Raw genomic sequence first — 24,001 nt, 5'->3', positions numbered from 1 at the left:
GACACCAAGTTGTCAAGCTTCGCAAGTCAAAGATTACACCTTCTAGTTTAAGACCACACAACTTTGCAACATTGTTGCTGAAATGTCGACGCACTGACACCGGGCAGTTTTTCGTGGGTGCGCCCTGTCGCCGCGCCGTGGGTCGCCTTGGTTCCAGCAGGCTTGTAGGGTCAGCGCCTCAAAGGAGAAACGCATGTTCATCGCGATGAATCGGTTCAAGGTCGTCAAGGATTCGACCGGAGACTTCGAGGCCGTTTGGTTGGGCCGCGACAGCCATCTCGGTGAAATGGAGGGTTTCGTCGAATTTCATCTCCTGCGCGGGCCGGAGCACGAGGATCACGTCCTCTACGCGTCGCATACCATCTGGCGCAGCAAGGCCGATTTCGAGGCCTGGACCCGTTCGGAGCAGTTCAGGAAGGCGCACGGTCGCGTCCCCACGACCAAGCCGCTCTACCTCGGACATCCGCAATTCGAAGGCTTCGAGACGATCCAGACCGTCGGCAGCACGGATGAGGCACAGCAACGCGCCGAAACGGTCTGATCTCCACATTCGCGCCGGAGGGTGATCTCTGATCCGTTCCGGCGCGGATACCGATTGGCCGCACTGCACGCGCCGGCTGTGTTTGCCGACACAGCAACCCGTCCGCATTGTATCGCGTCCGGCGCGCGTCGTGCCGGAACGGCATCAGTCAGCGTCCGAAACCGCCTCAGCATTAATTATCTGTTGCTGCTCCCGTCCGGCCATACTAGTCCGCGGTATCCTGGGACGGACAGGACAGTGATTCTTCTGGGGCCCGCCGCTTGCTCCGTCACCGGCATCGGCCGGCGCTGAAGCCTTCCAAGTTTCAGACTGGCACATAGTCCGCTCAAGACGGGACTTGGCGCGCCAGATGTTTCACGAACGGCTCCCAGAAACGTTCCAGGCTCTCCCGAGCGCGGCCGCGCGCCGCCGCAACGTGTGGTCGGCCCTGCTGCCGCGCCGCGGTCAGGCGGCGGCCCGGATCGCCCTGTCGATGGCGCTGGCCGTAACCGACGTCGCCGCGATCGTCTCCATCACGATGCTGATGGAGTTCGCCTACCACTTGGCCTGGGAAGACGGCTCCGCCTGGGCCAGCGGCGTGCGCGGCCTGCGCCTCTCGGCGCTTCTCAGCCTCGTCATCGTCGCGACCAACGCGCTGCGCGCCGAGTACGACCTCGACAGCGCCATGACGCAGAAGACCAACCTTCAGCGCACGATCTCGTTGTGGTTCGTGGCCTGGGCCGTCGTCCTGGTCGTCAGCTTCATGACGAAGACCACGAACGACTACTCGCGCATCGTCTCCATCGGGATCTTCTGCCTGGGGTTGCCCGCCCTGGTGGTGACCCGCTCGGCCATGATCCGCCTCGTGCGCCGCAGCCTGACCGCCGGGTCGGCCTCGGCAAGCCGCGTGCATCTCGTCGGCTACGAGGAGGACATCGCCCGCTTCTACGCCGGCAACGAGGCCGAGAGCCTGGGTCTCCGCATCGTCGGCACCAGCTACCTGCGCCGCGTCGATCCGGGGGCCGACACGGCCACCCGTCACGATCAGTTGCAGGAGGATCTGGACCTCGCCGTCTCGGTGGTGCGCTTCCTGCGGCCGGACGACGTCTTCGTGCTGGTGCCGTGGACGGATTCCGCCGAAGTCGAGCGCTGCATCGACGCGTTTCTGCGCGTGCCCTCGGCGCTGCACCTGCGGCCCGGTGCAGTCCTCGACCGATTCCCGGACCTTCAGGTCACCCGCGTCGGCGGCGTCTCCGGCATCAATATCGGCCGCCGCCCGCTCAACCTCGGCGAGGTCATGCTGAAGCGCGTCTTCGACGTGACGGTGGCGACGATCGCCCTCGTGTCGCTGGCGCCGCTGCTCGCGGTGATCGCGGTGGCGATCAAGCTCGACAGCCCGGGGCCGGTCTTCTTCCGCCAGAAGCGCTACGGCTTCAACCAGCAGCCGTTCGGCGTCTTCAAATTCCGATCGATGCGGGCGGATCCGACCGCCTCATTCCGCCAGGCGACCCGCAACGACAGCCGCATCACCCGGGTGGGAGCGCTCCTCCGGCGCACCAACCTCGACGAACTCCCGCAGATCCTCAACGTGCTGCGGGGCGAGATGTCGCTCGTCGGCCCCCGCCCCCACGCCCTCGCTCACGACCGGAGCTTCGAGCGGCGGATCGCCCTCTACGCGCGGCGCCACAACGTCCGGCCGGGGATCACCGGCTGGGCCCAGGTCAATGGCTATCGCGGCGAGACGCAGACCGATCTGGCCATGGAGCGGCGCGTCGCCTGCGACCTGCACTACATCGACAATTGGTCGGTCTGGTTCGATATCCAGATCATGATCCAGACGGTGGTCTCGCGCCGGGCCTACCAGAACGCGTGCTGACCGGTCAGGGCGCCTGCATCCGCTCGCGGCAGGCGCCGCAATCGCCCTCGACCTCCAGGATGCTGTGGACCGGCGTGAAGCCGGCCCGCTCCAGCGTCCGCCCGAGGCCGCCCTCGACCTCCACCGACGACGCTTCGTCGACGCCGCCGCAGCTGCGGCAGATCAGGAAGATCACGCCCTCGCCGGGGGCGTGGCCGTGGGCGCAGGGGATGAAGGCATTGCGGCTCGCGATCCGGTGGACGAGCCCCTGCTCCATGAGGAAGTCCAGGGCGCGGTAGACCGAGACCGGCGCGACGCGCTTGCCGGGCGCGCTGAGGCGCTCAGCGATGTCGTAGGCGCCCTGTGCCTTGCCGGATTCCGCCACGGCCTCCAGGACATCCCGGCGCAGCGGCGTGAACTGCAGCCCACGCTCCCGGCACACGGCCTCGGCCCGCGCGAGCATGTCGTCGGCGTCCGCGTGGCACGCCGCGTGACCCTCGTGACGGTGCATGGTGGCTCCAGGGATTGATCCGCCGGTTGTCCCGCGGGTTTGTTACAGTGTATCACCGCCGCCCTGGACCGCACCAGTACCGGTAGCCCCGCACGGTCCCCGCGCCGGCTCGAACGCGCGACGAGGACGCCTTGGCCATCAGACCCAGTCCGAGACGAGCGGCACCACCATCCCTGTTCCGCAGCGGGCTCGGGCCGCGCCTCGCGCTCGCCGGCGCGCTCTCGGCCGTCGTCTGGCTGGTGATCGCCTGGGCGCTGACGGCATGAGCGCTCGTCCGGCGCAACCCGACCCGATCCGCCTCGTCGGCCTGACCCTGGGCTACGACCGGCATCCGGCCGTCCACCACCTCGACGGGACCGTCCGGGCCGGCGACCTGCTGGCCCTGGTGGGCCCGAACGGGGCAGGCAAGTCGACCCTCCTGAAGGGCATGGCCGGCGAGATCCGCTGCCTGGACGGACGCATCGAGCGGGCCGGCGCCATCGCCTACATGCCGCAGGCCGACGAGATCGACAGAAGCTTCCCGCTGAGCGTCCTCGACCTCGCCGGCATGGGGCTGTGGCGGCGGGCCGGTGCGTGGCGCAGCCTCAACCGGCACCGCGCCGCGATCGAGGCGGCTCTGGCGACGGTCGGCCTCGAGGGCTTCGAGGCGCGGCCGGTCGGCACCCTGTCGGGGGGGCAGTTCCGGCGGGCCCTGTTCGCGCGCCTGATCCTGCAGGACTGCCCCGTCGTGCTGCTCGACGAGCCTTTCACGGGGATCGACGCCCGCACGGTCGAGGATCTGCTGGCGCTCCTGCGCCGCTGGCACGGCGAGGGCCGCACCGTGGTCGCCGCTCTCCACGACCTCGGGCAGGTCCAGGCGCATTTTCCGACCACGCTGCTCCTCGCCCGCGCGCCGGTATCCTGGGGTCCGACGGCACGGGTGCTGACGCCCGAAAACCTCGCCCGCGCGCGCGCGCTCTCCGAGGCCTGGGACGAGGATGCCGCGATTTGCGCGGGACCCCGCGCCTCCGGCGGGCACGCGCACGATCATGGGGCGCACGCGCCGGGCGACCACCACCATCACGAGGACGCCGCGTGATCGAGCCGTTCGCGTCCCTGGTCGCACCGTTCGTGGAATTCGGCTTCATGCGCCGCGCGCTGGCCGGCTGCCTCGCCCTGTCGGTCTCGGCGCCGCCGGTCGGCGTGTTCCTGACCCTGCGCCGCATGAGCCTGATGAGCGACGCGATGAGCCACGCGATCCTGCCCGGGGCCGCCGCGGGGTTTCTGGTCGCCGGCCTGTCGCTGCCGGCGATGACCCTCGGCGGCCTCGTGGCCGGCCTCGCGGTGGCCCTGCTCGCCGGCGCGGTCACCCGCGCCACGGTGGTCCGGGAGGACGCCAACCTCGCGGCCTTCTACCTCATCTCGCTGGCGGGCGGCGTGCTGCTCGTCTCGCTGCGCGGCTCGCAGATCGACCTGATGCACTTCCTGTTCGGCTCTGTCCTTGCGCTGGACGATGCCGCCCTGATGCTGCTCGGCGGCATCAGCACGCTGACCCTCGCGGCGCTCGCCGTGATCTACCGTCCGCTGGTCATGGAATGCGTCGATCCGCTGTTCCTGCGCACCGTGAGCCGGGGCGGCGGACCGGTACATCTCGCCTTCCTGGCCCTGGTGGTGGTCAACCTCGTCGGCGGCTTCCAGGCCCTTGGGACGCTCCTGGCCGTCGGGCTGATGCTGCTCCCGGCGGTGGCGGCCCGGTTCTGGGCCCGAGACCTCGGTGGCCTGATCCCGGTGTCGATGCTGATCGCCGCCATCGCCAGCGTGGCGGGCCTGAGCCTGTCCTACCGCTTCGATCTGCCCAGCGGACCGGCCATCGTGCTGGCGGCCGGCGCCCTCTACGTCGCGTCCATGCTGGCCGGCCCGCGGGACGGTCTGCTCCGCCGCCTCGCACGGCCCCGCCACCTCGAAGCCTGATCAGGGCTGATCCTTCAGCGCCGCCAGCCCTTCGCGGTAGGTGGGATAGGCGAGTTCCACGCCGAGTTCGTCCCGGATCAGGCGGTTCCGAACCCGCTTGTTCTCGCCGTAGAAGCTCCGCGCCATGGGTGACAGATCGGCGGTCTCGAAGTCGATCTCCGGCGGCAGCGGCAGTCCGGTGAGGGCGGCGGCGTGCTCGGTCACGGTCTGCGGCGCCGTGGGCTCGTCGTCGGTGACGTTGTAGATCGCACCCGGCCGGGGCCGGTCGATCGAGGCGAGGAGCGTCGTGGCGATGTCGTCGACGTGGATACGGTTGAACACCTGCCCGGCCTTCACGATCCGCTGCGAGCGACCCTCGCGCAGCTTCACGATCGGGTTGCGCCCCGGACCGTAGATGCCGGAGAGGCGGAACACCTGAACGGCCTTGCCGGCCTGCGCGCCCAGCGACAGCCACGCCGACTCCGCGTCGAGCCGGATCTTCGAGCGGGCGCTGCGCGGCGTCGCCGGTGTCGTCTCGTCGATCCAGGCGCCGCCCTGATCGCCGTACACGCCGATCGTGGACAGGTAGCCGATCCAGCCGATCCGGCTCGCCGCGACGGCGTCCGCGTAGCGGGCCAGAACCGGATCGCCCTCCGCGCCGGGGGGCGCCGAGACGAGAAGCACGTCGGTGTCGACGAGGTCTTCGACGATGCGCGGATCATCGGCCTCCGGGCCGAAGGCGCGCAGGCTGAAGCCCGTCGCCGAGGCGAGCCGCGCCGCCGCAGCGGGATCGGTGACGGTGGCGCGCACGGTTCCGAACCGGCCGCGCGCCCGCTCTGCAAAACGGCGGCCGGTGAAGCCGAGCCCGAAGACGAAGAGATTCATGCGGCGGATGTCTCGCCCGTCCGGGCTTCCGTCAAGCCGAGCGCGGTCCGCCACTCGTCGCGCACGTGCGCGTCACGCTCGGTCGGCCAGTAACGGCTGTGCAGCGCGCGGAGCGCCGCCGGCTCCAGGAGACGTCCGCAGGCCCAGATCGCCATGCCGCGGACCAGGGGCGATTCGTCGGCGAGGCGTGCGACGACGGAGCCCGCGAGGTCCGGCCTGCCGGAATTGCCGATGGCGATCATCACGTTGCGCAGGACGCGGTCGCGCCCCGTGCGCTTCACTGGCGTCCCCGCGAAGAACGTGCGGAAGGCCGCATCGTCGAGGCCCGCCAGATCCGAGAGCGCCGGGGCGGCCAGATCCGCCTTGGCGGCGAGCCGTGTTTCGGCGGCCGTGCGGGCGAACTTGTTCCAGGGACAGACAGCGAGGCAATCGTCGCAGCCGAAGATGCGATTTCCGATCGCGGGCCGGAATTCCAGCGGGATCGGCCCCGCGTGCTCGATGGTCAGGTACGAGATGCAGCGCCGCGCATCGAGCCGGTACGGCGCCGGGAACGCATCGGTGGGGCACACGTCCAGGCAGGCGCGGCAGGATCCGCAATGGTCGCGTCCGGCTTCGTCCGGCTCGAACTCCGCGCTGGTGTAGATCGCCCCCAGGAGCAGCCAGTTGCCGTGGTCGCGGGAGATCAGCACCGTGTGCTTGCCCTGCCAGCCGAGCCCGGCCGCCTCCGCCAGCGTCTTCTCCATGACCGGGGCGGTGTCGCAGAACACCTTTACCCGCACGTCGCCCTTGGCGGAGAGATAGCCGCCCAGCTCCTTCAGCTTGCCCTTCAAAACCTCGTGATAATCGCGGCGCTGGGCGTAGGCGGCGACGGCGCCCCGCTCTGCCCGGGCCAGGAGCGCCAGGGGATCGTCCTCGGGCCGGTAGCTCATCGCCAGGACCACGATGCTGCGCAAGCCCGGCCACAGGCTGATCGGGCGGGCGCGCTGGTCGGCCCGCTCCGCCATCCAGTCCATGGTGCCCTGGGCTCCCTCGGCCAGCCACGCCGACAGGCGGGCCGGCAGATCGGGCAGGCGGTCGGGCCGCGTCACGCGCAGGCTGCAGAAGCCGAGGTCGCGGGCCCTGCTCTCCAGAAGGCCCCGCAGGTCGGCGCCGTGGTAGATGCGTCGCTGTTTCAGAAATCCAGATCCGCGTAGTGGCCGGAGGGGGCCATCCCGGGCACCCGATCGGCGAGCAGGCCGCGGAACGAGGGCCGCGACTTCACGCGGGCATACCAGTTCCGGGCCATTTCGTCCTCGTCCCAGGGGACGTCGCCGAGATAGTCGACGCAGGAGAGATGCGCGGCGGCGGCCAGATCGGCATAGGTCAGGTTGTCGCCGGCGATCCATTTGCGACGGGCGATCAGGTATCCGATATACTTGAGATGGTAGCGCACGTTGGTGCGCGCCGCGCGGATCGCATTCATGTCGGGAGGGCCGCCGCCCTCGTGCGCGGCCATGAAGCGCTTCGAGATCTTCTCGTTGACGAGGTAGCCGGTCACCTCGGAATCGAACTTGACCAGGAACCAGTCGAGCAGCCGCCTGACCTCGACCCGCCCGACCGTGTCCTCCGGCATCATCCGGCGTCCGGAGAGGCCGAGACCGCGGGTCTCGTCGAGGTACTCGGCGACGACGCCCGCCCCGGGGATCACGAGGCCGTTCTGCTCCAGCAGCACGGGTGTCGTTCCCGCCGGATTGATCAGCAGGAAGTCGTCGCGATGCTCCCAGGGCCGTTCCTCGAACAGCGTCGGTTCCATGCCCATCTCGGCGAGCACGAGACGGATGAACCGGGAATTCGCGCAGAAGGGGAAGTGGTAGAGGGTTGCCATCGAGGCCGTGAGACTGGTTCGGTCTGACCGCGCGGCCGGGCCCGCGCGTCGGCCCCGACGCGCGGATGTTCGGCGCGCAGGACGTCGGACCGAGCGTTATTGCCCGACCGTTGCCGAGCCCTTAACACGCGCAGCCGGCCCCGGTAACTGCCCGTCAACCCTGATGAGCGCAGTCACCGGCCGGTATTGAAGCGGTTCGCGGTGCGCCCGGTACGGGCCGGCGTGCGCCCGGACGCGAGGCACCACCATGGATCTGGCAAGCATCGGCAAGGCGGTCCTGCTCGCCCTGGTTGAGGGAGCGACCGAATTCATCCCGGTCTCGTCCACGGGCCATCAGCTGCTGGTGGGTCACTTCATCGGCTTCCACTCGCCCAACAACACCTTCGAGGTGTTGATCCAGCTCGGCGCGATCCTGGCGATCCTGCTGGTGTATTTCCGCCGCCTGCTGGGGATCGCCACGGCGCTGCCGTCGGACCCCAAGGCCCGCCGCTTCGTGCTCGGGATCCTGGTGGCCTTCCTGCCGGCGGCGATCATCGGCGGCATCTTCTCGAAGATGATCAAGGCATACCTGTTCAACCCGTGGATCGTGTGCGCGACCCTGGTGGCGGGCGGGCTGGTGCTCCTCGTCATCGACGACACCGACCTCGAGGTGAAGAAGACCGACGTCTACGATTTCCCGCTGCCGATGGACCTGAAGATCGGCATCTTCCAGTGCCTCGCCATGATCCCCGGCGTCTCGCGCTCGGGCGCGACGATCGTGGGCGCGATGCTGATGGGCGCCGACAAGCGCTCGGCCACCGAGTTCTCGTTCTATCTCGCGATGCCCACCATGGCGGGCGCCTTCGCCAAGGACCTGTTGGACAATTACAAGTATCTGTCGAGCGACGATGTCGGCCTGATCGTGATCGGCTTCGTCGTGTCGTTCATCGCTGCGCTGATCGTGGTGCGCGTGCTCCTCGACTACGTGTCGCGCCACGGCTTCTGGCTGTTTGCGTGGTGGCGGATCATCGTCGGCGCCCTGGGCTTTGCCGGGCTCATCATCTTCGGTTGATCGCCGAAGCAGGGCCCGCGCCCGGCCCGCCCCGTGGTGACGGTGCCGGGTGACGTCGACCCCCTCACGCGCTCCAATTCCCAACAACCCGGGGGCGGGCCGTCAAGGCCCGCCGGTGCGGGAAGCCGCGGATGAACGGGTGACGGGAGCGGCCGAAAGCCCCCTTCCGGGTCCGGCGGAGCGTCGGCGCGGCGATCAAAAATCGGTGACCGGCGGCTTGAGGTTTCCTCAACCATCGGGCGATTGCCACGAGCGGAGCGGCGTGCGAGGCAATCCCGAGACAGCGGTGCGCGAGACGCCGCGCTCTGGGACGATCCGATGGAAGACAGACCGCTCGCCGACCTCTTCGAGCCCGCCGACCGGGCGCGGTGGCTCGGCCTCGTCGAAGGCGTGCTGAAGGGCGCCGATTTCGAGAAGCGGCTGGTTTCCCGGACGGCCGACGGCCTGCGGATCGAGCCGCTCTACGGTTCCGCGGAGCCGGCCGCCCAACCGGTACGGGCGCCGGGCCCGTGGCGGATCGCCCAGCGGGTCGACCATCCCGATCTCTCAACCGCCAACGCGCAGGCGATGACCGACCTCGAGGGCGGCGCCGACGCCCTCGTTCTGGCTCTCGCGGGTGCCCGTGGCGCCCGGGGCTACGGTCTGACCGTCGCGACGGTCGAGGATCTCGACGCGGCGCTGAAGGGCGTGATGCTGCCGCTGATCGCCCTGCGGCTCGACGCCGGCGGCGACGGCCTCGGGGCCGCCCGGCTGGTGCGCGCCCTGGCCGAGCGACGGGGCGAGGACCTGTCGTCCTACGACCTCGATCTCGGCATCGATCCCGTCGGCGTCCTGGCAGCGTCGGGCAGCCTCGGGGCCGTCTGGAGCGAGATCGCTCCGCGCCTCGCCGAGACCGCGGCGGAACTCGAAGCCGCGGGCTTCACCGGCCGGGCCTTCCTGGCCGATGGGCGCCCGTACCACGAGGGCGGGGCCGGTGAGGCAGCCGAACTCGGCGCCGTGCTGGCCACCGCGGTGACCTACCTGCGCGCCCTGGAGGCTGCCGGCCACGATCTCGCCTCCGCCCGCGACCGCATCGCGGTGCTGCTCGCCGCCGACGCGGACGAGTTCGTGACGGTCGCGAAGTTCCGCGCGATGCGGCGCCTCTGGGCGCGGATCGAGCAGGCCTGTGGGCTGGATCCGAAGCCCCTGCGCCTTCACGCCGAGACCGCGTGGCGCATGATGACCAAGCGCGATCCCTTCGTGAACATCCTTCGGACCGGCATGGCGGCGGCCGCCGCCGGAATGGGCGGCGCCGACAGCGTCGCGATCCTCCCCTACACGCAGGCGTTGGGCCTTCCCGATTCGTTCGCCCGGCGCGTCGCGCGCAACAGCCAGATCGTCCTCATCGAGGAATCGCACCTCGCCCGGGTCAGCGATCCGGCAGCGGGTTCGGGCGGCTTCGAGGCGTTGACCGCCGAGATCGCCGAAGCGGCGTGGGCGTCGTTCCAGGCGATCGAGGCGGAGGGCGGCATCGTCGCCTCGCTCAGCGTCGGCAAGCTGCAGCGCCGGATCGAGCAGACCCGGGAGGCGCGCGCCAAGGCCGTGGCGAGCCGCCGTGAGGCGCTCACCGGTGCCAGCGAGTTTCCGAATCTCGCGGAGAAGCCCGTCGCCGTGCTCGACGTGGCGCCCGTGACCGCGCCGCGCGGCGCGAATTTCGGCGCCGGGTCGGCGGTCGCCTGCGACGCCCTGCCGTCCCAGCGCTTGGCCGAGCCCTACGAGGCGCTGCGCGACGCGTCCGATGCCTATCTCGCCAAGACCGGGCGCAGGCCGTCGGTGTTCCTGGCCAATCTCGGCCCGGTGGCCGCGTTCAACGCGCGGGCGACCTTCGCGGCCAACGCCTTCGCCGCCGGCGGCATTGCGGCGCTGTCCAACGACGGCTTCGACGATCCCGCCGCCCTGGCGGAGGCGTACAAGGCCTCCGGCGCCACGCTCGCCTGCATCTGCTCCACCGACGCGCTTTATGCCGAGCACGCTGCCGGAGCGGCTGAAGCGCTGGCGAAGGCCGGCGCCGGCACGATCTACCTCGCCGGAAAGCCGCGGGACGGTGCCGAGGCCCTGCAGCAGGCCGGCGTGAGCGCCTTCCTGCATGTCGGCTGCGACATGCTCGCCCTGCTCGACGCGGCGCTGCGCGCGGCCATGCGCGCGCCCGTCCCGCCCCAGGCCGCGTGACGGCGCGGACCGCCGTGGCGAGGCCGCACGCCCGACCGGATCGGAGTCGCATGTCGCGCCTTACCGTCACTGCCCTGATCCTCATCGGCGCGATGCCGGCCACGGCCGCGCCCCGCGGGGCCGCGCTGCCGAACCGCTTCGACGGCACGTGGAGCGTGGAGATCATCACGGAGGCGGGCGACTGCGACCGTGCCTACCGCTACCCGGTGAAGATCGAGCGGGGGCGGGCACGCTTCGTCGGGGCGGCCTTCACGATTGCGGGCGGCGTCACCGGCACCGGCGCGATCCAGGGCTCCATCTCGAACGGCACGTCCACCGCGGACGTGCGCGGGCGGCTGGGCCGCAACGGGTTCGGTGCGGGGACCTGGGTGTCCACCGGCCTGCTGCAGTGCCGGGGCCGCTGGAACGCGGAACGCCGCGACTGAGACGCCGCAGAACGGTCCGGATCTTGCCCGCAATCGGGCAGGCGAACCGCGTCCTCAGCCCCGATCCCGACGCAATCGTGAGGGAATGCTGAACGCGGTTCGGAACCCGACGAGACCGCCCGCATGAAGTCTTCGCTCCTCGCCACGCTCGCCGTCCTCGTGCTCGTCCCGGCAGCGCAGGCGCGCCCGCATCGGCAGCCGGCGGCTCCCGCCGTGAACGCGGAGGTGGCCGAGAAGGCGCTGGCTCCGCTCCGCCTGGCGGCCACCGAATGCTTTGCCGACACGGTCCTGTCCAACCCGAAGGCGACGGCCGAGGCGCGGGCCGGCCACTGGTACGAGGCCGTGGGCATCACGGGCTTCCTGTGCCGGCCGGAAGTCGCCGCGATGATCCAGGCGCATGACCGGATCTACGGGCCGAAATCCGGCGAGCGCTACTTCAAGGGCGCCTACGTCAAGCATCTCGACCAGCAACTCGCCCAGCGCCTCGAGCCGATGCTGGCCCGCAAGGCGGTCGCCAGCGCCGAGCCGCCGGTCGACCGGAGCGGCGAGGACGCCGCGCCGGGCAACTGATCGGCCCCGGCCCGGCACCGGTCGCCGGGACGGCGATGCCCTACGAGTTGCATTACTGGCCGATGATCCAGGGCCGCGGCGAGTTCGTGCGTCTCGCCCTGGAGGACGCCGGCGCCCCCTACATCGACGTCGCCCGGCAGGACGACGAGGCGGGTGGGATCGAGCCGATGCTGGATCGCCTCACCGATCCCGCCAACCCCCGGCCGCCGCTGGCGCCGCCATTCCTGCGCGACGGTGATGTCGTCGTGGGGCAGACCGCCGCGATCCTGCTCTACCTCGGTCCGCGCCTCGGCCTCGTCGGCACCTCGGAAGCGGACCGGATCTGGACCCATCAGCTCCAGCTCACCATCGCGGATGCGGTCGACGAGGCGCACGATACGCATCACCCCCTCGGTGTCGGCCTGTACTACGCGGACCAGAAACCCGAGGCCCGGCGCCGGGCCGAGGGGTTCCGGGCGGAGCGCATCCCGAAGTACCTCGGCTATTTCGAGCGTGTGCTGAGCGCCAACGGCGGCGAGCGTCTGGTCGGCGCAGACCTGTCGTACGCCGACCTCTCCCTCTTTCAGCTCGTCGACGGGCTGCGCTACGCCTTCCCGAAGGCGAGCGCCGCTGCCTTGCGCGATACGCCGCGGGTCGCAGGGCTGCATCAGGCCGTGGCGCGGCGTCCGCGCCTGGCGGCGTACCTGGCGAGCTCCCGGCGCGTTCCCTTCAGCGAGGACGGCATCTTCCGCCGCTACCCCGAACTCGATGCCTGACGCGACGCGTCGGCTTCGCTGCGGCGCTGGAGCGAGCTGTCCGGGAGGCGGGATGCCGGGCGCGCCGGCTCACCGCGCCTTCTGAGCGACCAAGACGGCCGCGAGCGTCAGCGCCACGATGAACAGCACCAGCGACAGCAGCCGCCAGAACTGAAGGGGGTCGCGCTCCAGCAGCGAGGCCCGCCGGGCATCCGTGAAGGCCGGATTGGGGTGCCGCAGGTCGTGCATCAGTTCCGACAGGGCTTGGTAGCGCCGCAGGGGGTTCGGGTGAACGGCCTTGCGCAACGCGCCGTCTATCCAGACCGGAAGCAGCGGACGCACCATCAGGGCCGACGCGTAGCGCAGCTTGCGCTGTGCCGCCCGAGTCCGCGCCCGCGGCACGGCATCGCCGTAGGGCAGCCGCCCGGTGAGCATCTGGTAGGCGATCACCCCCACCGAGAAGACGTCCGAGGCGGCCGTGGCGGATTCCCCCAGGAAGCATTCCGGCGCCGTGTACTGGACCGTTCCCAGAATCTCGGCCGGGTCGATTCGTGGATCTCCCTCGACGACGCCGGCGACCTTGGTGGCGCCGAAATCGATGACCTGCACGGTCCCGGACGCGTCGATCAGCACGTTGTCGGGACGCAGGTCCTGATGAACCATTTCCCGGCGGTGGAAAGCCTGCACGCCCCTGGCGAGCTGGTCCAACAGCTTGCGCACCGTCTCCAGATCGGGCGCCGCGTGGTCGCGCATCCACTGGGCGAGGGTCTGTCCCTCCACGTAGCGCATCACCGTGTAGAGGTGGCTGCGCCGGCGGCCCTGCGGATGAGCCTTGAGCACGTGCGGGCTGTCGATCCGGCGGGCGATCCACTCCTCCATCGCGAAGCGGCGGCGCTGCGCGGGATCGTCCCGCAGGTCGAGGGACAGAACCTTCAGGGCCACGTGCGCCCCGGTCTCCGCGTCGATCGCGCGGTAGACCCGGCTGCGCGGGCCGGTATGCAGGACGTGCAGGAGCCGGTAGCCGTCGAATTCCGCGGGCGGTTCGAGCAACGGCGCAGGATCGAGACCCTCGACATCGCCGAGCAGATCCGTCGGCTCGCCCTCCGGCAGCGACGTCACCCGCACGATCTGGACCGTGAGGTTGTCCGGGCTGCCCGCGGCCAGAGCCATCTCGACGATGGTGCGGGCCGCCTCGTCGAGGTCGTCCGCGTTCGCGACGGCCGCCGCGATGTCCCGGGGCCGGAGGTGCTCGTGGACACCGTCGGTGGTGAGGACGAAGACGTCGCCGGGCTCGGTGGCGAGCCTCAGGTAGTCGATCTCGACGCGACCGCCGGCGCCGAGGGCCCGACCGAGGTAGGATTCCGCAGCCGAGACCACTACGCGGTGATCCTCGGTGAGTTGCTCGAGGGACCTGCCCGCCACGCGCCAGATCCGGCCGTCGCCGACGTGGAACAGGTGCGCGGCCCGCGCCTTCAGGACCAGGGCGTCGAAGGTGGTGACGTAGCCCCGGTCGACATCGTTCGGGTCGCTTCCCCGCCGTGTCTGGGCATAGAGCCAGGAATTCGTCGCCGCGATCACCTGCTGTGCCGCGTTCTTCACCGACCACGTGTCGGGCGTGGCGTAATAATCGCTCAGGAAACTCGTGACCGCGGTCTGGCTCGCGGCGGCGCCCGCGGCGCTGGAGCTGATGCCGTCCGCGAGCGCCACCGCGACGCCCTTTAAACCCCGTCCCGGCTGCGGTGGAACGAGGATCCCGTGGAAATCCTGATTGGCCGCCTTCCGGCCGGCGGCGCTGTGCTGGCCGACGGAAACCGTCAGGTCCCGCGGCGGCCCGCCCGCCACGGTGCTCAAGCGGCCGCCGCCGTGCCGTCAACGCGGCCCCGATAGGACAGGGCTTCGGCGACGTGCATCCGCCGCACCTGCGGCTCCCCGTCGAGGTCGGCCAGCGTCCGGGCCACGCGGAGCGTGCGGCGGAAGCCGCGGGCGGAGAGCCGCATGGTCTCGGCCGCCTGGCGAAGCAGCGACGTTCCGTCCGCATCGGGAGACGCGACGTCCTCGATCAGGTTCGGCGGGCAGGTGGCGTTGGTGGTGGCTGCCGGCAGGCCCCGCCCCGCATAGCGCGTCGTCTGGAGCGTGCGGGCCGTGGCAACCCGACCGGCCGCCTCGCGCGAGCCTTCCGTGGGCGGCGGTAGGATCAGGTCGGCCGCCATCACCGCCGGAACCTCGATGCGCAGGTCGATCCGGTCCAGGAGCGGACCGGAGATCCGCGCCTGATACTGCGCCATGCAGCGCTCGTTCGGCCCGCGCCGGCAGGCGTAGCCCGGCTCCAGCCCCTGGCCGCAGCGACACGGGTTCATGGCGGCGACGAGCTGGAAGCGGGCCGGGTAGGTCACCCTGTGATTCGCCCGGGCGATCATCACCGTGCCGGTCTCCATCGGCTGGCGCAGGCCGTCGAGCACCTGGGGCGTGAATTCGGGCAGCTCGTCCAGGAACAGTACGCCGCCATGGGCGAGGGAAACCTCCCCCGGTCGGGCTCCCAGGCCGCCGCCTACGAGGGCGGCCATCGAGGCGGAATGATGCGGTTGCCGGAAGGGCCGGCGATTCGAGAGGGCGCCCCCCTTGAGCTCGCCCGTCACCGACTGGATCATGGAGATATCGAGCAGTTCGCGGGGGCCGAGCGGCGGCAGGATCGAGGGCAGCCTCGCAGCCAGCATCGATTTGCCCGAGCCGGGCGGCCCGTTCATCAGCAGGTTGTGGCTGCCGGCCGCGGCAATCTCCAGTGCCCGCTTGGCGCCCTCCTGGCCCTTGATGTCGGCGAGGTCCGGCAGCGGCCCCGAAACGCCCGCGACGGCGGGCTCTGGCCGGGCCATGACCTGGCTGCCCTTGAAGTGATTGGCGAGCTGGATCAGCGACCGGGGGGCGAGGACGTCGAGGTCGCCCCCGGCCCAGGCCGCCTCCGGCCCGGTGGCGGCCGGACAGATCAGACCGAGACCCCGGCCGCCCGCCGCGATGGCAGCCGGCAGCACGCCGTTCACCGCCGTGATGCTGCCGTCGAGGGCGAGTTCGCCCAGCACGCAGTAGCCGGCGAGGGCGTCGGCCGGAATCGCGCCGATCGCCGCCATGACGCCGAGGGCGATCGGGAGGTCGTAATGCGACCCCTCCTTCGGCAGGTCGGCCGGGGCGAGGTTGACGGTGATGCGCTTGGCCGGCAGCGCCAGGCCGGAGGCGATCAGGGCGCCGCGTATCCGCTCGCGGGACTCGCCCACCGCCTTGTCGGGCAGGCCGACGATGTTGAAGACCACCGATCCCGGGATGATCTGGATCTGTACGTCGACCGCCCGCGCCTCGATGCCCTCGAAGGCCACGGTGGCGACGCGAGTGACCATAGGTGAACAATCCTCGCCGCGGGGGCCGCACGGCATAGGTTTGGGGGAGAATCGCAGGGCGCTCAAGGGGATCGGCGTCGGGATGGAACCCCGATCCCGCATTCCTGTTCACAGCCGGCACCACGCAACGGAACGGAGACCGCCATGCGCCTCGCCCAGCCCCTCCTCGCCCTGGCCCTGGTGGCCGGCTTCACCGCCGCCGCCCACGCCGATCAGAAGCTCCCGCCCGATCAGCAGGCCAAGGTTGAAGCCATGCTCAAGCAGGAGGGCTTCACCAAGTGGAAGGAGATCGAGCTCGACGACGGCATGATCGAGGTCGACGACGCCGTCGACGCCAATGGCAAGCAGTTCGACCTGAAGCTCGATCCGAAGAGCCTGGCCATCGTGAAGCGCGAGGCCGAGTAGGCGACGCTTGCGTTCGGGGCGAGCCCCGGCCATATAGCCGGCGGGGGGTTGGCGAGGGACGTTTCACTCGCCAACCGGGTCAGGTCCGGAAGGAAGCAGCCCTAACGAGACCGAGCGGGTCTTCGTCCAGCCTCCCACCTCATTCCCGCGTGCGGCAGCCCGATCCCGACCCGGCATGGACGCTTCGACCGGCACGCCTGACGACGAGCCGGGCCTGCCCGGGTTTCCAGCGCCGCCCGTCGCGGCCACGCCCTACCGGGTTCTCGCGCGCAAGTACCGGCCCACCAATTTCGGCGACCTGATCGGCCAGGACGCGATGGTGCGTACCCTTGCCAACGGGTTCGCGGCCAACCGCATTCCCCAGGCCTGGATGCTTACGGGCGTTCGCGGGGTCGGCAAGACCACCACGGCGCGCATCCTCGCCCGCGGCCTCAACTATGCCCGGGCCGGCCAGCCCGATACCGGACCGACCGTGTCGATGCCGGAACTCGGCCTCCATTGCGCGGCGATCATGGAATCCCGGCACATGGACGTGCTGGAGATGGACGCCGCCTCCCATACCGGCATCGACGACGTCCGGGCGATCATCGACGGCATCCGCTACGGACCGGTTTCGGCGCGCTACAAGGTCTACATCGTCGACGAGGTCCACATGCTCTCCGAGAAGGCGTTCAACGCCTTCCTGAAGACGCTGGAGGAGCCGCCGCCGCACGCCAAGTTCGTGTTCGCCACCACGGAGATCCGCAAGGTTCCGGTGACGATCCTGTCCCGCTGCCAGCGGTTCGATCTGCGGCGCGTCGAGGCTCCGACCCTGCACGCTCACCTCGCCAAGGTCTGCGCCGCCGAGGGCGTCGCGGCCGAGGACGAGGCGCTGGGCGCCATCGTGCGCGCCGCCGAGGGATCCGTGCGCGACGCCCTCTCGCTCCTGGACCAGGGAATCGCCCACGGCGCCGGGTCCGTCACCGCGCAGAGCGTGCGCGACATGCTCGGCCTCGCCGATCGCGCCCGGATCCTCGACCTGTTCGAGGCGGTCATGCGCGGGTCCGTGCCCGCCGCCTTCGCGGAACTGCGGGCGCAGTACGATTCCGGTGCCGACCCGTCGGTGGTGCTGTCCGACCTCGCCGCCTTCACGCATCTGGTGACGCGGCTCAAGGCGGTGCCCGAGACGGCAGCCGACCCGACGCTCAGCGAGACCGAGCGCGTTCGCGGCGGTCAGTTCGCGGAGAAGCTGTCCATCCGCGCCCTCTCGCGCGCGTGGCAGATCCTGCTCAAAGCGATCCCTGAGGTGCAGGCCGCGCCCCGGCCGCTGGCGGCGGCCGAGATGGCAATCGTGCGCCTCGCCTACGCGGCCGACCTGCCCACGCCCGACGAGGCGCTGCGCCAGCTCAAGGCCGAGGCGGCCGCGGCACCGGCGGGGGATCCACCTGAGCCGACGGCCCGCCCGCCCCTGCCACCGATTCCCGACCTGCGGGGCGGTGGCTCGGCGGCTCTCGCCGCGGCGCCGCGGACCCTGCCCCCGGAGCCGGTCCCGGTCACCGCTCCGACCGCGATGAGCGCGCCGGCCCCGCGGCCGGCCGCCGTCGCGCCGCCGAGCCCGCGGCTCGGCCGGTTCGAGGACCTGATCGCCCTCGCGGACGCCAACCGCGACATCCTGCTCCGGACCGCGCTGGAGCGCGACGTGCACCTCGTACGCTTCGAGGAAGGGCGGCTCGAGATCCGGCTCGCCCCCGGCGGACGGCCGAGCCTCGCCACCGACATCGCCGCCGCCATCGAGCGCTGGACCGGGCGGCGCTGGGCAGTCGCGCTCTCGAAGGAAGAGGGCGCGCCGACCCTGGACGCGGCCGCCCGCGCCGCCACCGAGACCCGCCGCGAGAACGCGGCCGCCGACCCGTTCGTGCGCGAGGTGCTGACGCGATTCCCCGGCGCGGAGATCGTGGACGTACGCGAGATGGCGGCCGACGCTGCGCCCCCGGCCGATGAAGAGACTCTCGGCGAAGGCGATGCCGCACGGGTCGACGACGCCGCGGACGACGACGTCTAGAGATTTTCGCCGGGCGCTGCGTGGCGGAACGGCGGCGCGGTCCCCAGATCAGGACGCGACGAAACAACGGGAAGACAGCTGCATGCGCGACCTGATGGGCATCATGAAGCAGGCTCAGGCCATGCAGGAGAAGATGGCCAACCTGCAGACTGAGATGGACGCGATCGAGGTCTCCGGCGCCTCCGGCGGCGGCTCGGTGCGGGTGACCATGTCGGCCAAGGGCCAGATGAAAGGGATTACGATCGATCCGTCCCTGATGGTCGCTGACGAGCGCGAGATCCTTGAGGACCTGATCGTGGCAGCCTGCAACGACGCCCGCGGCAAGGCCGAGGCGACCATGCAGGAGCGCATGGCCGAGCTGACCAAGGGCCTGCCGCTGCCGCCGGGCATGAAGCTGCCGTTCTAGGGGCGCACTGACCGTCTCGTTCCGCCCGCGGCCCTTGTCCTAAGGTGACCGCTCCGCTTCGGGGCGCCGTGACGAAGCGCGGCTGGGAACGCCGCTGGGATGTGCTCGCCAGTCGAGGTCGGGCGGCCGCTCCGGCCGCCCGCACCGGTCGATCAGGCGGCGATCGCCTGCGCGGTCGGCCCGGCGGCGCGCACGTCGGCGTCGACATGGGCCTCGAACCGCTTGAAGTTGTTGTCGAACATCTTCACGAGGCGGGCGGCCGTCTCCACGAAGGCCCCCTTGTTGCCCCAGGTCTTCACCGGCGTGAGGATGTGGGGCTCGACGCCCGGCACCGAGACCGGCACAGCGAAGCCGAAATACGGGTCGCGGCGGAACTCGGCCTGCGCCAGCGAACCGTCGAGGGCGGCGCCCAGCAGGCGCCGGGTCACGCGGATCGGCATGCGCCGACCGCTGCCGACCCCGCCGCCGGTCCAGCCGGTGTTGACCAGCCAGCAATCGACGCTGTGCTTGGCGATCAGGTCGCGGAGCAGGTTGCCGTAGGTGCTCGGGTGCCGCGGCATGAACGGCGCGCCGAAGCAGGTGGAGAAGGTCGCCTCAGGCCCGGTCAGGCCGCGCTCGGTGCCGGCGACCTTGGCGGTGTAGCCGCTGAGGAAGTGGTACATCGCCTCGGCGCCGGTGAGCTTGGCGATCGGCGGCATCACCCCGAAGGCGTCGCAGGTCAGCATCACGATGTTCTTCGGATGCCCGGCCCGGCCGGTGGCGCTGGCGTTGGCGATGAAGTCGAGCGGGTAGGCGCAGCGGGTGTTCTCGGTAAGGGAGGCGTCGTCAAAGTCCGGCACCCGGGTGACCGGATCGATGATCACGTTCTCCATCACCGTGCCGAAGCGCTCGGTGGTGGCGTAGATCTCCGGCTCCGCGTTCCGCGAGAGGCGAATCGTCTTGGCGTAGCAGCCGCCCTCGAAGTTGAAGATGCCTGCATTCGACCAGCCGTGCTCGTCGTCGCCCAGGAGCTGGCGGGACGAGTCGTTCGACAGCGTCGTCTTGCCGGTGCCCGAGAGGCCGAAGAAGATCGCCGAGCCGCCGTCGGCGTCGAGCGCGGCGTTGGCCGAGCAGTGCATCGGCATCACACCCTGACCGGGCAGGATGTAGTTGAGGTAGGTGAAGACCGACTTCTTCATCTCGCCCGCGTAGGCCGAGCCGCCGATCAGCACGAGCTTCTTCGCGAAGTCGATGGCGATCACGGTCTTGGAGCGGCAGCCGTGGCGGGCCGGGTCCGCCTGGAAGCTCGGCAGGTCGATGATCGTCATGTCCGGCACGTAGGACGCGATCTCGGAGCGGTCCGGCCGTATCAGAAGGTTGCGGATAAACAGCGAGTGCCACGCGAACTCGCTGAAAACCCGGGCCTTGACGCGGTAGGCCGGATCGGCGCCGCCGTAGAGGTCCTGGGCGAACAGCTCCCGGCCCTCGGCGTGCTTCAGGAAGTCCTGCCGCAGGGTCTCGAACTGTTCGGGCGTGATCGCGCCGTTGTTGTCCCACCAGACCTCGGATTCCGTGGCGGCGTCGCGCACGACGAACTTGTCCTTGGGCGAGCGGCCGGTATGGCTGCCGGTGGTCGCCACGAGGGCGCCGCCGCGGGCGAGCTGCGCCTCCTTGCGGGCGAGCGCCTCCTCGTAGAGCCGCGGCGCCTCGAAATTCCAGTGGACGGCCTTGAGGTCGCGGAAGCCCGCGGCCTCGGCCCCGTGGGCCGCGTTGTGATCACCGATGTTGGTCAAGATCGTATCCTCCGGGCCCCTGTTCGACCGTCGACGCGACTACACCGAACGGCAATGCCGTCCGGAAAGGACCAGGGGACGTCCGCGCGGTCGTACAGGTCCGCCGCGCGCAGGATCTCCGTTCCCCGGCAGCTTCGATCCCCTCAGCTGAGTAGGCGGCGAAGCTTCGCTGTCATTATGGGCTTCGTCCGAGGCCCGCAATGTGTACGAACAGGCTAGACCACAGTTGTGGACGCAGGAACCCCCGTCTGTAAGCAGTCGCACCCGTTCGCGTACGTGCGCGGACGAGCAGTTCGCCTCTGGAATACCCAGATGCGGGGTGGGCGCTCATGCACCCTTGCATGCCAGGCGGCGACGTCTATGCCCCTGACGGACGCCCGCTCTTCCCTCGCCCAGAGGCACCAAGAGGCACGATGCCCCAAGCCGTTGCCGGCCCCGAGATCGAACGCCTGATCCAGCTCCTCGCCCGCATGCCGGGGCTCGGGCCGCGCTCGGCGCGCCGCGCCGCCCTCCAGCTCATCAAGAAACGCGACACCCTGCTCGGGCCTCTGGCCGACGCGATGCGGGTCGCCGCCGACCGCATCATCGTGTGCACCGGCTGCGGGAACGTCGACACCTCGGACCCCTGCACCATCTGCAGGGACGCCGAGCGCGATCCCACGACCCTCGTGGTGGTCGAGGACGTGTCGGATCTCTGGGCGCTCGAACGCTCGGGGGCCGTGAAGGCGCGCTACCACGTGCTCGGCGGCGTGCTCTCGGCGCTGGACGGGGTGCGGCCGGAGCATCTCAACCTCGCGACCCTCGTGGATCGCGTGGCTCGACCCGAGGTCACCGAGGTGATCCTGGCCCTCAACGCCACCGTCGACGGGCAGACGACGGCCCATTACGTCACCGAGTCGATCCGGCACTGCGACGTGAAGGTCACGCGCCTCGCCCACGGCGTGCCGGTGGGCGGCGAGCTCGATTATCTCGATGAGGGGACCCTGACCGCCGCCATCCGCAGCCGCACCGCCTTCTGACCGGACTTCCGCGGCAGCCCGGGGATCATTTGACCGGTTCCCGGCCGCATCCTATTCGACGTCCAGCCCGGAGACGTCCCGGCGCTGTCCCTGCCGGTTGCCGCCATGACCATCCGCCCGCTCGTCATCCTCCCCGATCCCGTTCTGCGCCGGGCCTCCGACCCGGTCGGCCCGATCACCGCGGAGATCCGCACCCTCGTCGCCGACATGTTCGAGACGATGTACGACGCCCCCGGCGTGGGACTGGCGGCGATCCAGATCGGCGTGGCCAAGCGCGTCGTCACGATCGACACGTCGAAGGAGGAAGGCGTCCGCGACGCGAAGGTGTTCATCAATCCCGAGATCATCTGGTCCTCGGAGGAGATGCGGGTCTACGACGAGGGCTGCCTGTCGATCCCTGAATATTACGGCGAGGTCGAGCGGCCGGACCGGGTCCGCGTACGGTTCCGCGACATCGACGGCAACGAGCAGGAGATCGAGGCCGGTGGCCTGCTCTCGACCTGCATCCAGCACGAGATCGATCACCTCAACGGCGTGCTGTTCATCGACCACCTGTCGAAGCTGAAGCGCGACCGGGTGATCAAGAAGTTCGCCAAGGCGGCCAAGCGCGACGCGGCCTGAGGCGGCCATGCGCGTCATCTTCATGGGCACGCCGGACTTCGCGGTGCCGACCCTCGCCCGGCTGGCACAGGACGGTCACGACATCGCCGCGGTCTATACCCGCGCGCCCGCGAAGGCCGGCCGCGGGATGAGCCTGCGCCCCTCCCCGGTCCAGGCCCTGGCCGAGACGCTCGGCGTGTCCGTTCTGACGCCGTCGACGCTGCGCACACCGGAGGCGGCCGAGACCTTCGCGGGTCACCGCGCGGAGGTCGCCGTGGTCGTGGCCTACGGGATGCTGCTGCCGCAAGCGATCCTCGACGCGCCGGCGCACGGTTGCCTGAACCTGCACGGTTCCCTGCTGCCGCGCTGGCGGGGCGCCGCGCCGATCCAGCGCGCCGTGATGGCGGGCGATGCCGAGAGCGGGGTCGGCGTGATGCGGATGGAAGCCGGGCTCGACACCGGTCCCGTGGCCCTCGAGGCCCGGATCCCGATCGCACCCGGCATGACGGCCGGTGAGTTGCACGACGCGCTGATGCCCGTGGGCGCCGACCTGATGGCGCAGGCCATCGTCCGTTTGGGTCAGGACCGCCTGGCGTTCACGCGGCAGCCCGAAGAGGGCGTGGTCTACGCGCGCAAGATCACCAACGACGAGGCGCGGATCGACTGGTCGCGGCCGGCGCACGAGGTCGCCAACCGGATCAACGGGTTGTCGCCATTCCCGGGGGCCTTCTTCGAGGTCGATCTCGGCAAGGGCCCGGAGCGGGTGAAGGTCCTGCGGGCCGCGCGCGCCGACGGAGGGGGCGTCGCCGGGACGCTCCTCGATTCCGACGGCACGGTGGCGTGCGGCGACGGCGCCGTGCGGCTGATCGAGCTCAGGCGGGCCGGCAAGGGCGGCAGCGCGGCGGGATCCGACTTCGTCCGCGGCGCCCGCCTGACGCCCGGCACCCGCCTCGGCTGATGCCCCGCTACAAGCTCGTCATCGAATACGACGGCGGCCCGTTCTGTGGCTGGCAACGGCAGGCCGACGAGCCCACGGTCCAGGGGGCGATCGAGGCGGCGGTGACGCGATTTTCCGGGGAGGAAGCCAGGCTCACCTGCGCGGGCCGGACCGATGCCGGCGTTCACGCCGTCCATCAGGTGGCCCATCTCGACCTGATCAAGGAATGGCGGACCGACACGGTGCGGGACGCGCTGAACGCCCATCTCCGTCCGCAACCGGTGGCGGTCCTGTCGGCCGAGATCGTGCCGGCAGCCTTCGATGCCCGCCACTCGGCGATCCGGCGGCACTACCGCTACCGCATCCTCAACCGGCGCAGCCCGGCCGCGCTAACGCGGGCCCATGTCTGGCACGTGCCCTGGCCGCTGGACGCCGATCTCATGCATGTCGCGGCCCAGCGCCTCGTGGGTCGCCATGATTTCTCGGCCTTCAGGGCGGCCGAATGCCAGGCCAACAGCCCGGTGCGCACGCTGGAGCAGCTCGACGTCCGCCGGTCCCCGATGGCGCTGCACGACGAGATCGTCGTTGCGACCTCCGCACGCTCCTTCCTGCATCATCAGGTGCGCGCGATGGTCGGGACGCTGATGCTCGCCGGGTGCGGGCGTCTCTCTGCGGACGAAGTGGCCGACATTCTGGCCTCCGGCGAGAAACGCCGGTGCGGCCCCCTGGCGCCCGCTGCGGGCCTGACTTTCGTCAAGGTGGATTACCCGGATCTGGACCACTCTCAGGTCTGAGAAGCCGGATTTGCGATCTGAGATTCGAGCGACGGGGAACGCACGGGCGGGCTGCTCACTACGCGGGGGCGGCGGCGTCGCCGGTTCTC

Annotated in this window: 24 protein-coding genes and 1 other RNA gene; 18 read left to right on the top strand and 7 right to left on the bottom strand. The window is 70.5% G+C overall.

The genetic code is table 11. From position 1 onward, the window contains the following. The first annotated feature begins 193 nt into the window (after positions 1 to 193). Positions 194 to 541: a heme-degrading protein HmuQ gene (hmuQ, locus tag MFF58_RS03000; protein ID WP_238285202.1), complete on the top strand. Its 348-nt coding sequence runs from the start codon at positions 194 to 196 to the stop codon at positions 539 to 541. Between the two features lie 349 nt (positions 542 to 890). Next, on the top strand, positions 891 to 2,396 hold the full coding sequence (locus tag MFF58_RS02995; protein ID WP_238285201.1) for an undecaprenyl-phosphate glucose phosphotransferase: 1,506 nt from the start codon (positions 891 to 893) through the stop codon (positions 2,394 to 2,396). A gap of 4 nt (positions 2,397 to 2,400) precedes the next feature. Here MFF58_RS02995 and MFF58_RS02990 read toward each other — a convergent pair whose 3' ends face one another. After that, entirely contained in the window at positions 2,401 to 2,886 is a 486-nt protein-coding gene (locus tag MFF58_RS02990) for a transcriptional repressor (protein WP_238285200.1), read from the bottom strand. Between the two features lie 131 nt (positions 2,887 to 3,017). On the opposite strand from MFF58_RS02990, the gene MFF58_RS32195 reads away from it, so the two are divergent. From MFF58_RS32195 to MFF58_RS02980, 3 genes are read left to right on the top strand one after another with little or no spacing between them, the layout of a single operon-like run. Next, positions 3,018 to 3,152, top strand: coding sequence for a hypothetical protein (locus tag MFF58_RS32195; RefSeq protein ID WP_279602858.1), 135 nt, complete (start codon positions 3,018 to 3,020; stop codon positions 3,150 to 3,152). Next, entirely contained in the window at positions 3,149 to 3,964 is an 816-nt protein-coding gene (locus tag MFF58_RS02985) for a metal ABC transporter ATP-binding protein (protein ID WP_238285199.1), read from the top strand. The genes MFF58_RS32195 and MFF58_RS02985 overlap by 4 nt, the downstream gene beginning before the upstream one ends. Positions 3,965 to 4,011: 47 nt before the next feature. Beyond that, positions 4,012 to 4,836: a metal ABC transporter permease gene (locus MFF58_RS02980; RefSeq protein ID WP_238285330.1), complete on the top strand. Its 825-nt coding sequence runs from the start codon at positions 4,012 to 4,014 to the stop codon at positions 4,834 to 4,836. Here the strand turns inward: MFF58_RS02980 and MFF58_RS02975 are convergent, their stop codons facing one another. The 3 genes from MFF58_RS02975 to MFF58_RS02965 are packed head-to-tail and all read right to left on the bottom strand — an operon-like array spanning position 4,837 to position 7,564. Continuing rightward, positions 4,837 to 5,700, bottom strand: coding sequence for an SDR family oxidoreductase (locus MFF58_RS02975; protein WP_238285198.1), 864 nt, complete (start codon positions 5,698 to 5,700; stop codon positions 4,837 to 4,839). It abuts the gene before it with no gap. Continuing rightward, the gene (gene queG / locus MFF58_RS02970) at positions 5,697 to 6,842 is read right to left on the bottom strand and encodes a tRNA epoxyqueuosine(34) reductase QueG (protein WP_308445412.1); all 1,146 of its coding nucleotides are present in this window, start codon (positions 6,840 to 6,842) and stop codon (positions 5,697 to 5,699) included. The genes MFF58_RS02975 and queG overlap by 4 nt, the downstream gene beginning before the upstream one ends. Positions 6,843 to 6,871: 29 nt before the next feature. Continuing rightward, positions 6,872 to 7,564, bottom strand: a complete 693-nt coding sequence (locus MFF58_RS02965; RefSeq protein WP_238285191.1) for a glutathione S-transferase family protein — start codon at positions 7,562 to 7,564, stop codon at positions 6,872 to 6,874. A 247-nt stretch (positions 7,565 to 7,811) separates the two neighbouring features. Between MFF58_RS02965 and MFF58_RS02960 the strand changes: the two genes are divergently transcribed. From MFF58_RS02960 to MFF58_RS02940, 5 genes are all read left to right on the top strand, one after another. Further along, positions 7,812 to 8,615, top strand: a complete 804-nt coding sequence (locus tag MFF58_RS02960; protein ID WP_238285189.1) for an undecaprenyl-diphosphate phosphatase — start codon at positions 7,812 to 7,814, stop codon at positions 8,613 to 8,615. 318 nt (positions 8,616 to 8,933) lie between these two features. Continuing rightward, complete coding sequence (locus MFF58_RS02955; RefSeq protein WP_238285187.1) at positions 8,934 to 10,823, top strand: methylmalonyl-CoA mutase subunit beta; 1,890 nt, start codon at positions 8,934 to 8,936, stop codon at positions 10,821 to 10,823. A gap of 50 nt (positions 10,824 to 10,873) precedes the next feature. Further along, positions 10,874 to 11,248: a hypothetical protein gene (locus MFF58_RS02950; RefSeq protein ID WP_238285185.1), complete on the top strand. Its 375-nt coding sequence runs from the start codon at positions 10,874 to 10,876 to the stop codon at positions 11,246 to 11,248. A 123-nt stretch (positions 11,249 to 11,371) separates the two neighbouring features. Beyond that, on the top strand, positions 11,372 to 11,818 hold the full coding sequence (locus MFF58_RS02945; RefSeq protein ID WP_238285184.1) for a hypothetical protein: 447 nt from the start codon (positions 11,372 to 11,374) through the stop codon (positions 11,816 to 11,818). A gap of 35 nt (positions 11,819 to 11,853) precedes the next feature. Beyond that, entirely contained in the window at positions 11,854 to 12,573 is a 720-nt protein-coding gene (locus MFF58_RS02940; protein WP_238285183.1) for a glutathione S-transferase, read from the top strand. A gap of 69 nt (positions 12,574 to 12,642) precedes the next feature. Here the strand turns inward: MFF58_RS02940 and MFF58_RS02935 are convergent, their stop codons facing one another. Together MFF58_RS02935 and MFF58_RS02930 are read right to left on the bottom strand one after the other, a co-directional pair. Beyond that, complete coding sequence (locus MFF58_RS02935) at positions 12,643 to 14,394, bottom strand: bifunctional protein-serine/threonine kinase/phosphatase (RefSeq protein WP_238285328.1); 1,752 nt, start codon at positions 14,392 to 14,394, stop codon at positions 12,643 to 12,645. Between the two features lie 5 nt (positions 14,395 to 14,399). Further along, a complete protein-coding gene (locus MFF58_RS02930; RefSeq protein WP_238285179.1) occupies positions 14,400 to 15,938 on the bottom strand; it encodes a YifB family Mg chelatase-like AAA ATPase in 1,539 nt (512 codons plus the stop codon). A 144-nt stretch (positions 15,939 to 16,082) separates the two neighbouring features. On the opposite strand from MFF58_RS02930, the gene MFF58_RS02925 reads away from it, so the two are divergent. The 4 genes from MFF58_RS02925 (at position 16,083) to MFF58_RS02910 (ending at position 18,790) form a co-directional block, all read left to right on the top strand. Beyond that, positions 16,083 to 16,343, top strand: a complete 261-nt coding sequence (locus MFF58_RS02925; RefSeq protein WP_238285176.1) for a PepSY domain-containing protein — start codon at positions 16,083 to 16,085, stop codon at positions 16,341 to 16,343. Positions 16,344 to 16,384: 41 nt separating this feature from the next. Continuing rightward, positions 16,385 to 16,483: signal recognition particle sRNA small type (gene ffs, locus MFF58_RS02920), an RNA gene on the top strand. Between the two features lie 35 nt (positions 16,484 to 16,518). Beyond that, entirely contained in the window at positions 16,519 to 18,384 is a 1,866-nt protein-coding gene (locus MFF58_RS02915; RefSeq protein ID WP_238285175.1) for a DNA polymerase III subunit gamma/tau, read from the top strand. An 82-nt stretch (positions 18,385 to 18,466) separates the two neighbouring features. Beyond that, a complete protein-coding gene (locus tag MFF58_RS02910) occupies positions 18,467 to 18,790 on the top strand; it encodes a YbaB/EbfC family nucleoid-associated protein (protein WP_238285172.1) in 324 nt (107 codons plus the stop codon). Between the two features lie 152 nt (positions 18,791 to 18,942). On the opposite strand, the gene MFF58_RS02905 is transcribed toward MFF58_RS02910, so the two are convergent. Continuing rightward, the gene (locus tag MFF58_RS02905) at positions 18,943 to 20,562 is read right to left on the bottom strand and encodes a phosphoenolpyruvate carboxykinase (RefSeq protein WP_238285171.1); all 1,620 of its coding nucleotides are present in this window, start codon (positions 20,560 to 20,562) and stop codon (positions 18,943 to 18,945) included. A gap of 413 nt (positions 20,563 to 20,975) precedes the next feature. On the opposite strand from MFF58_RS02905, the gene recR reads away from it, so the two are divergent. From recR to truA, 4 genes are all read left to right on the top strand, one after another. Further along, positions 20,976 to 21,581 carry a recombination mediator RecR gene (gene recR / locus MFF58_RS02900; protein WP_238285169.1) on the top strand — a complete coding sequence of 202 codons (606 nt, stop codon included), beginning with the start codon at positions 20,976 to 20,978 and terminating at the stop codon, positions 21,579 to 21,581. Between the two features lie 105 nt (positions 21,582 to 21,686). Beyond that, the gene (gene def, locus MFF58_RS02895; RefSeq protein WP_238285168.1) at positions 21,687 to 22,202 is read left to right on the top strand and encodes a peptide deformylase; all 516 of its coding nucleotides are present in this window, start codon (positions 21,687 to 21,689) and stop codon (positions 22,200 to 22,202) included. Between the two features lie 7 nt (positions 22,203 to 22,209). Next, complete coding sequence (fmt, locus tag MFF58_RS02890) at positions 22,210 to 23,139, top strand: methionyl-tRNA formyltransferase (protein ID WP_238285167.1); 930 nt, start codon at positions 22,210 to 22,212, stop codon at positions 23,137 to 23,139. Next, positions 23,139 to 23,912: a tRNA pseudouridine(38-40) synthase TruA gene (truA, locus tag MFF58_RS02885; protein WP_238285166.1), complete on the top strand. Its 774-nt coding sequence runs from the start codon at positions 23,139 to 23,141 to the stop codon at positions 23,910 to 23,912. Before fmt ends, truA begins: the two co-directional genes overlap by 1 nt. Positions 23,913 to 24,001 lie beyond the last annotated feature (89 nt).

Origin of the sequence: Methylobacterium longum, from assembly GCF_022179385.1 — a bacterium.
GTDB classification, from domain to species: domain Bacteria; phylum Pseudomonadota; class Alphaproteobacteria; order Rhizobiales; family Beijerinckiaceae; genus Methylobacterium; species Methylobacterium longum.
This window is presented reverse-complemented; position numbering and strand designations above follow the sequence as displayed.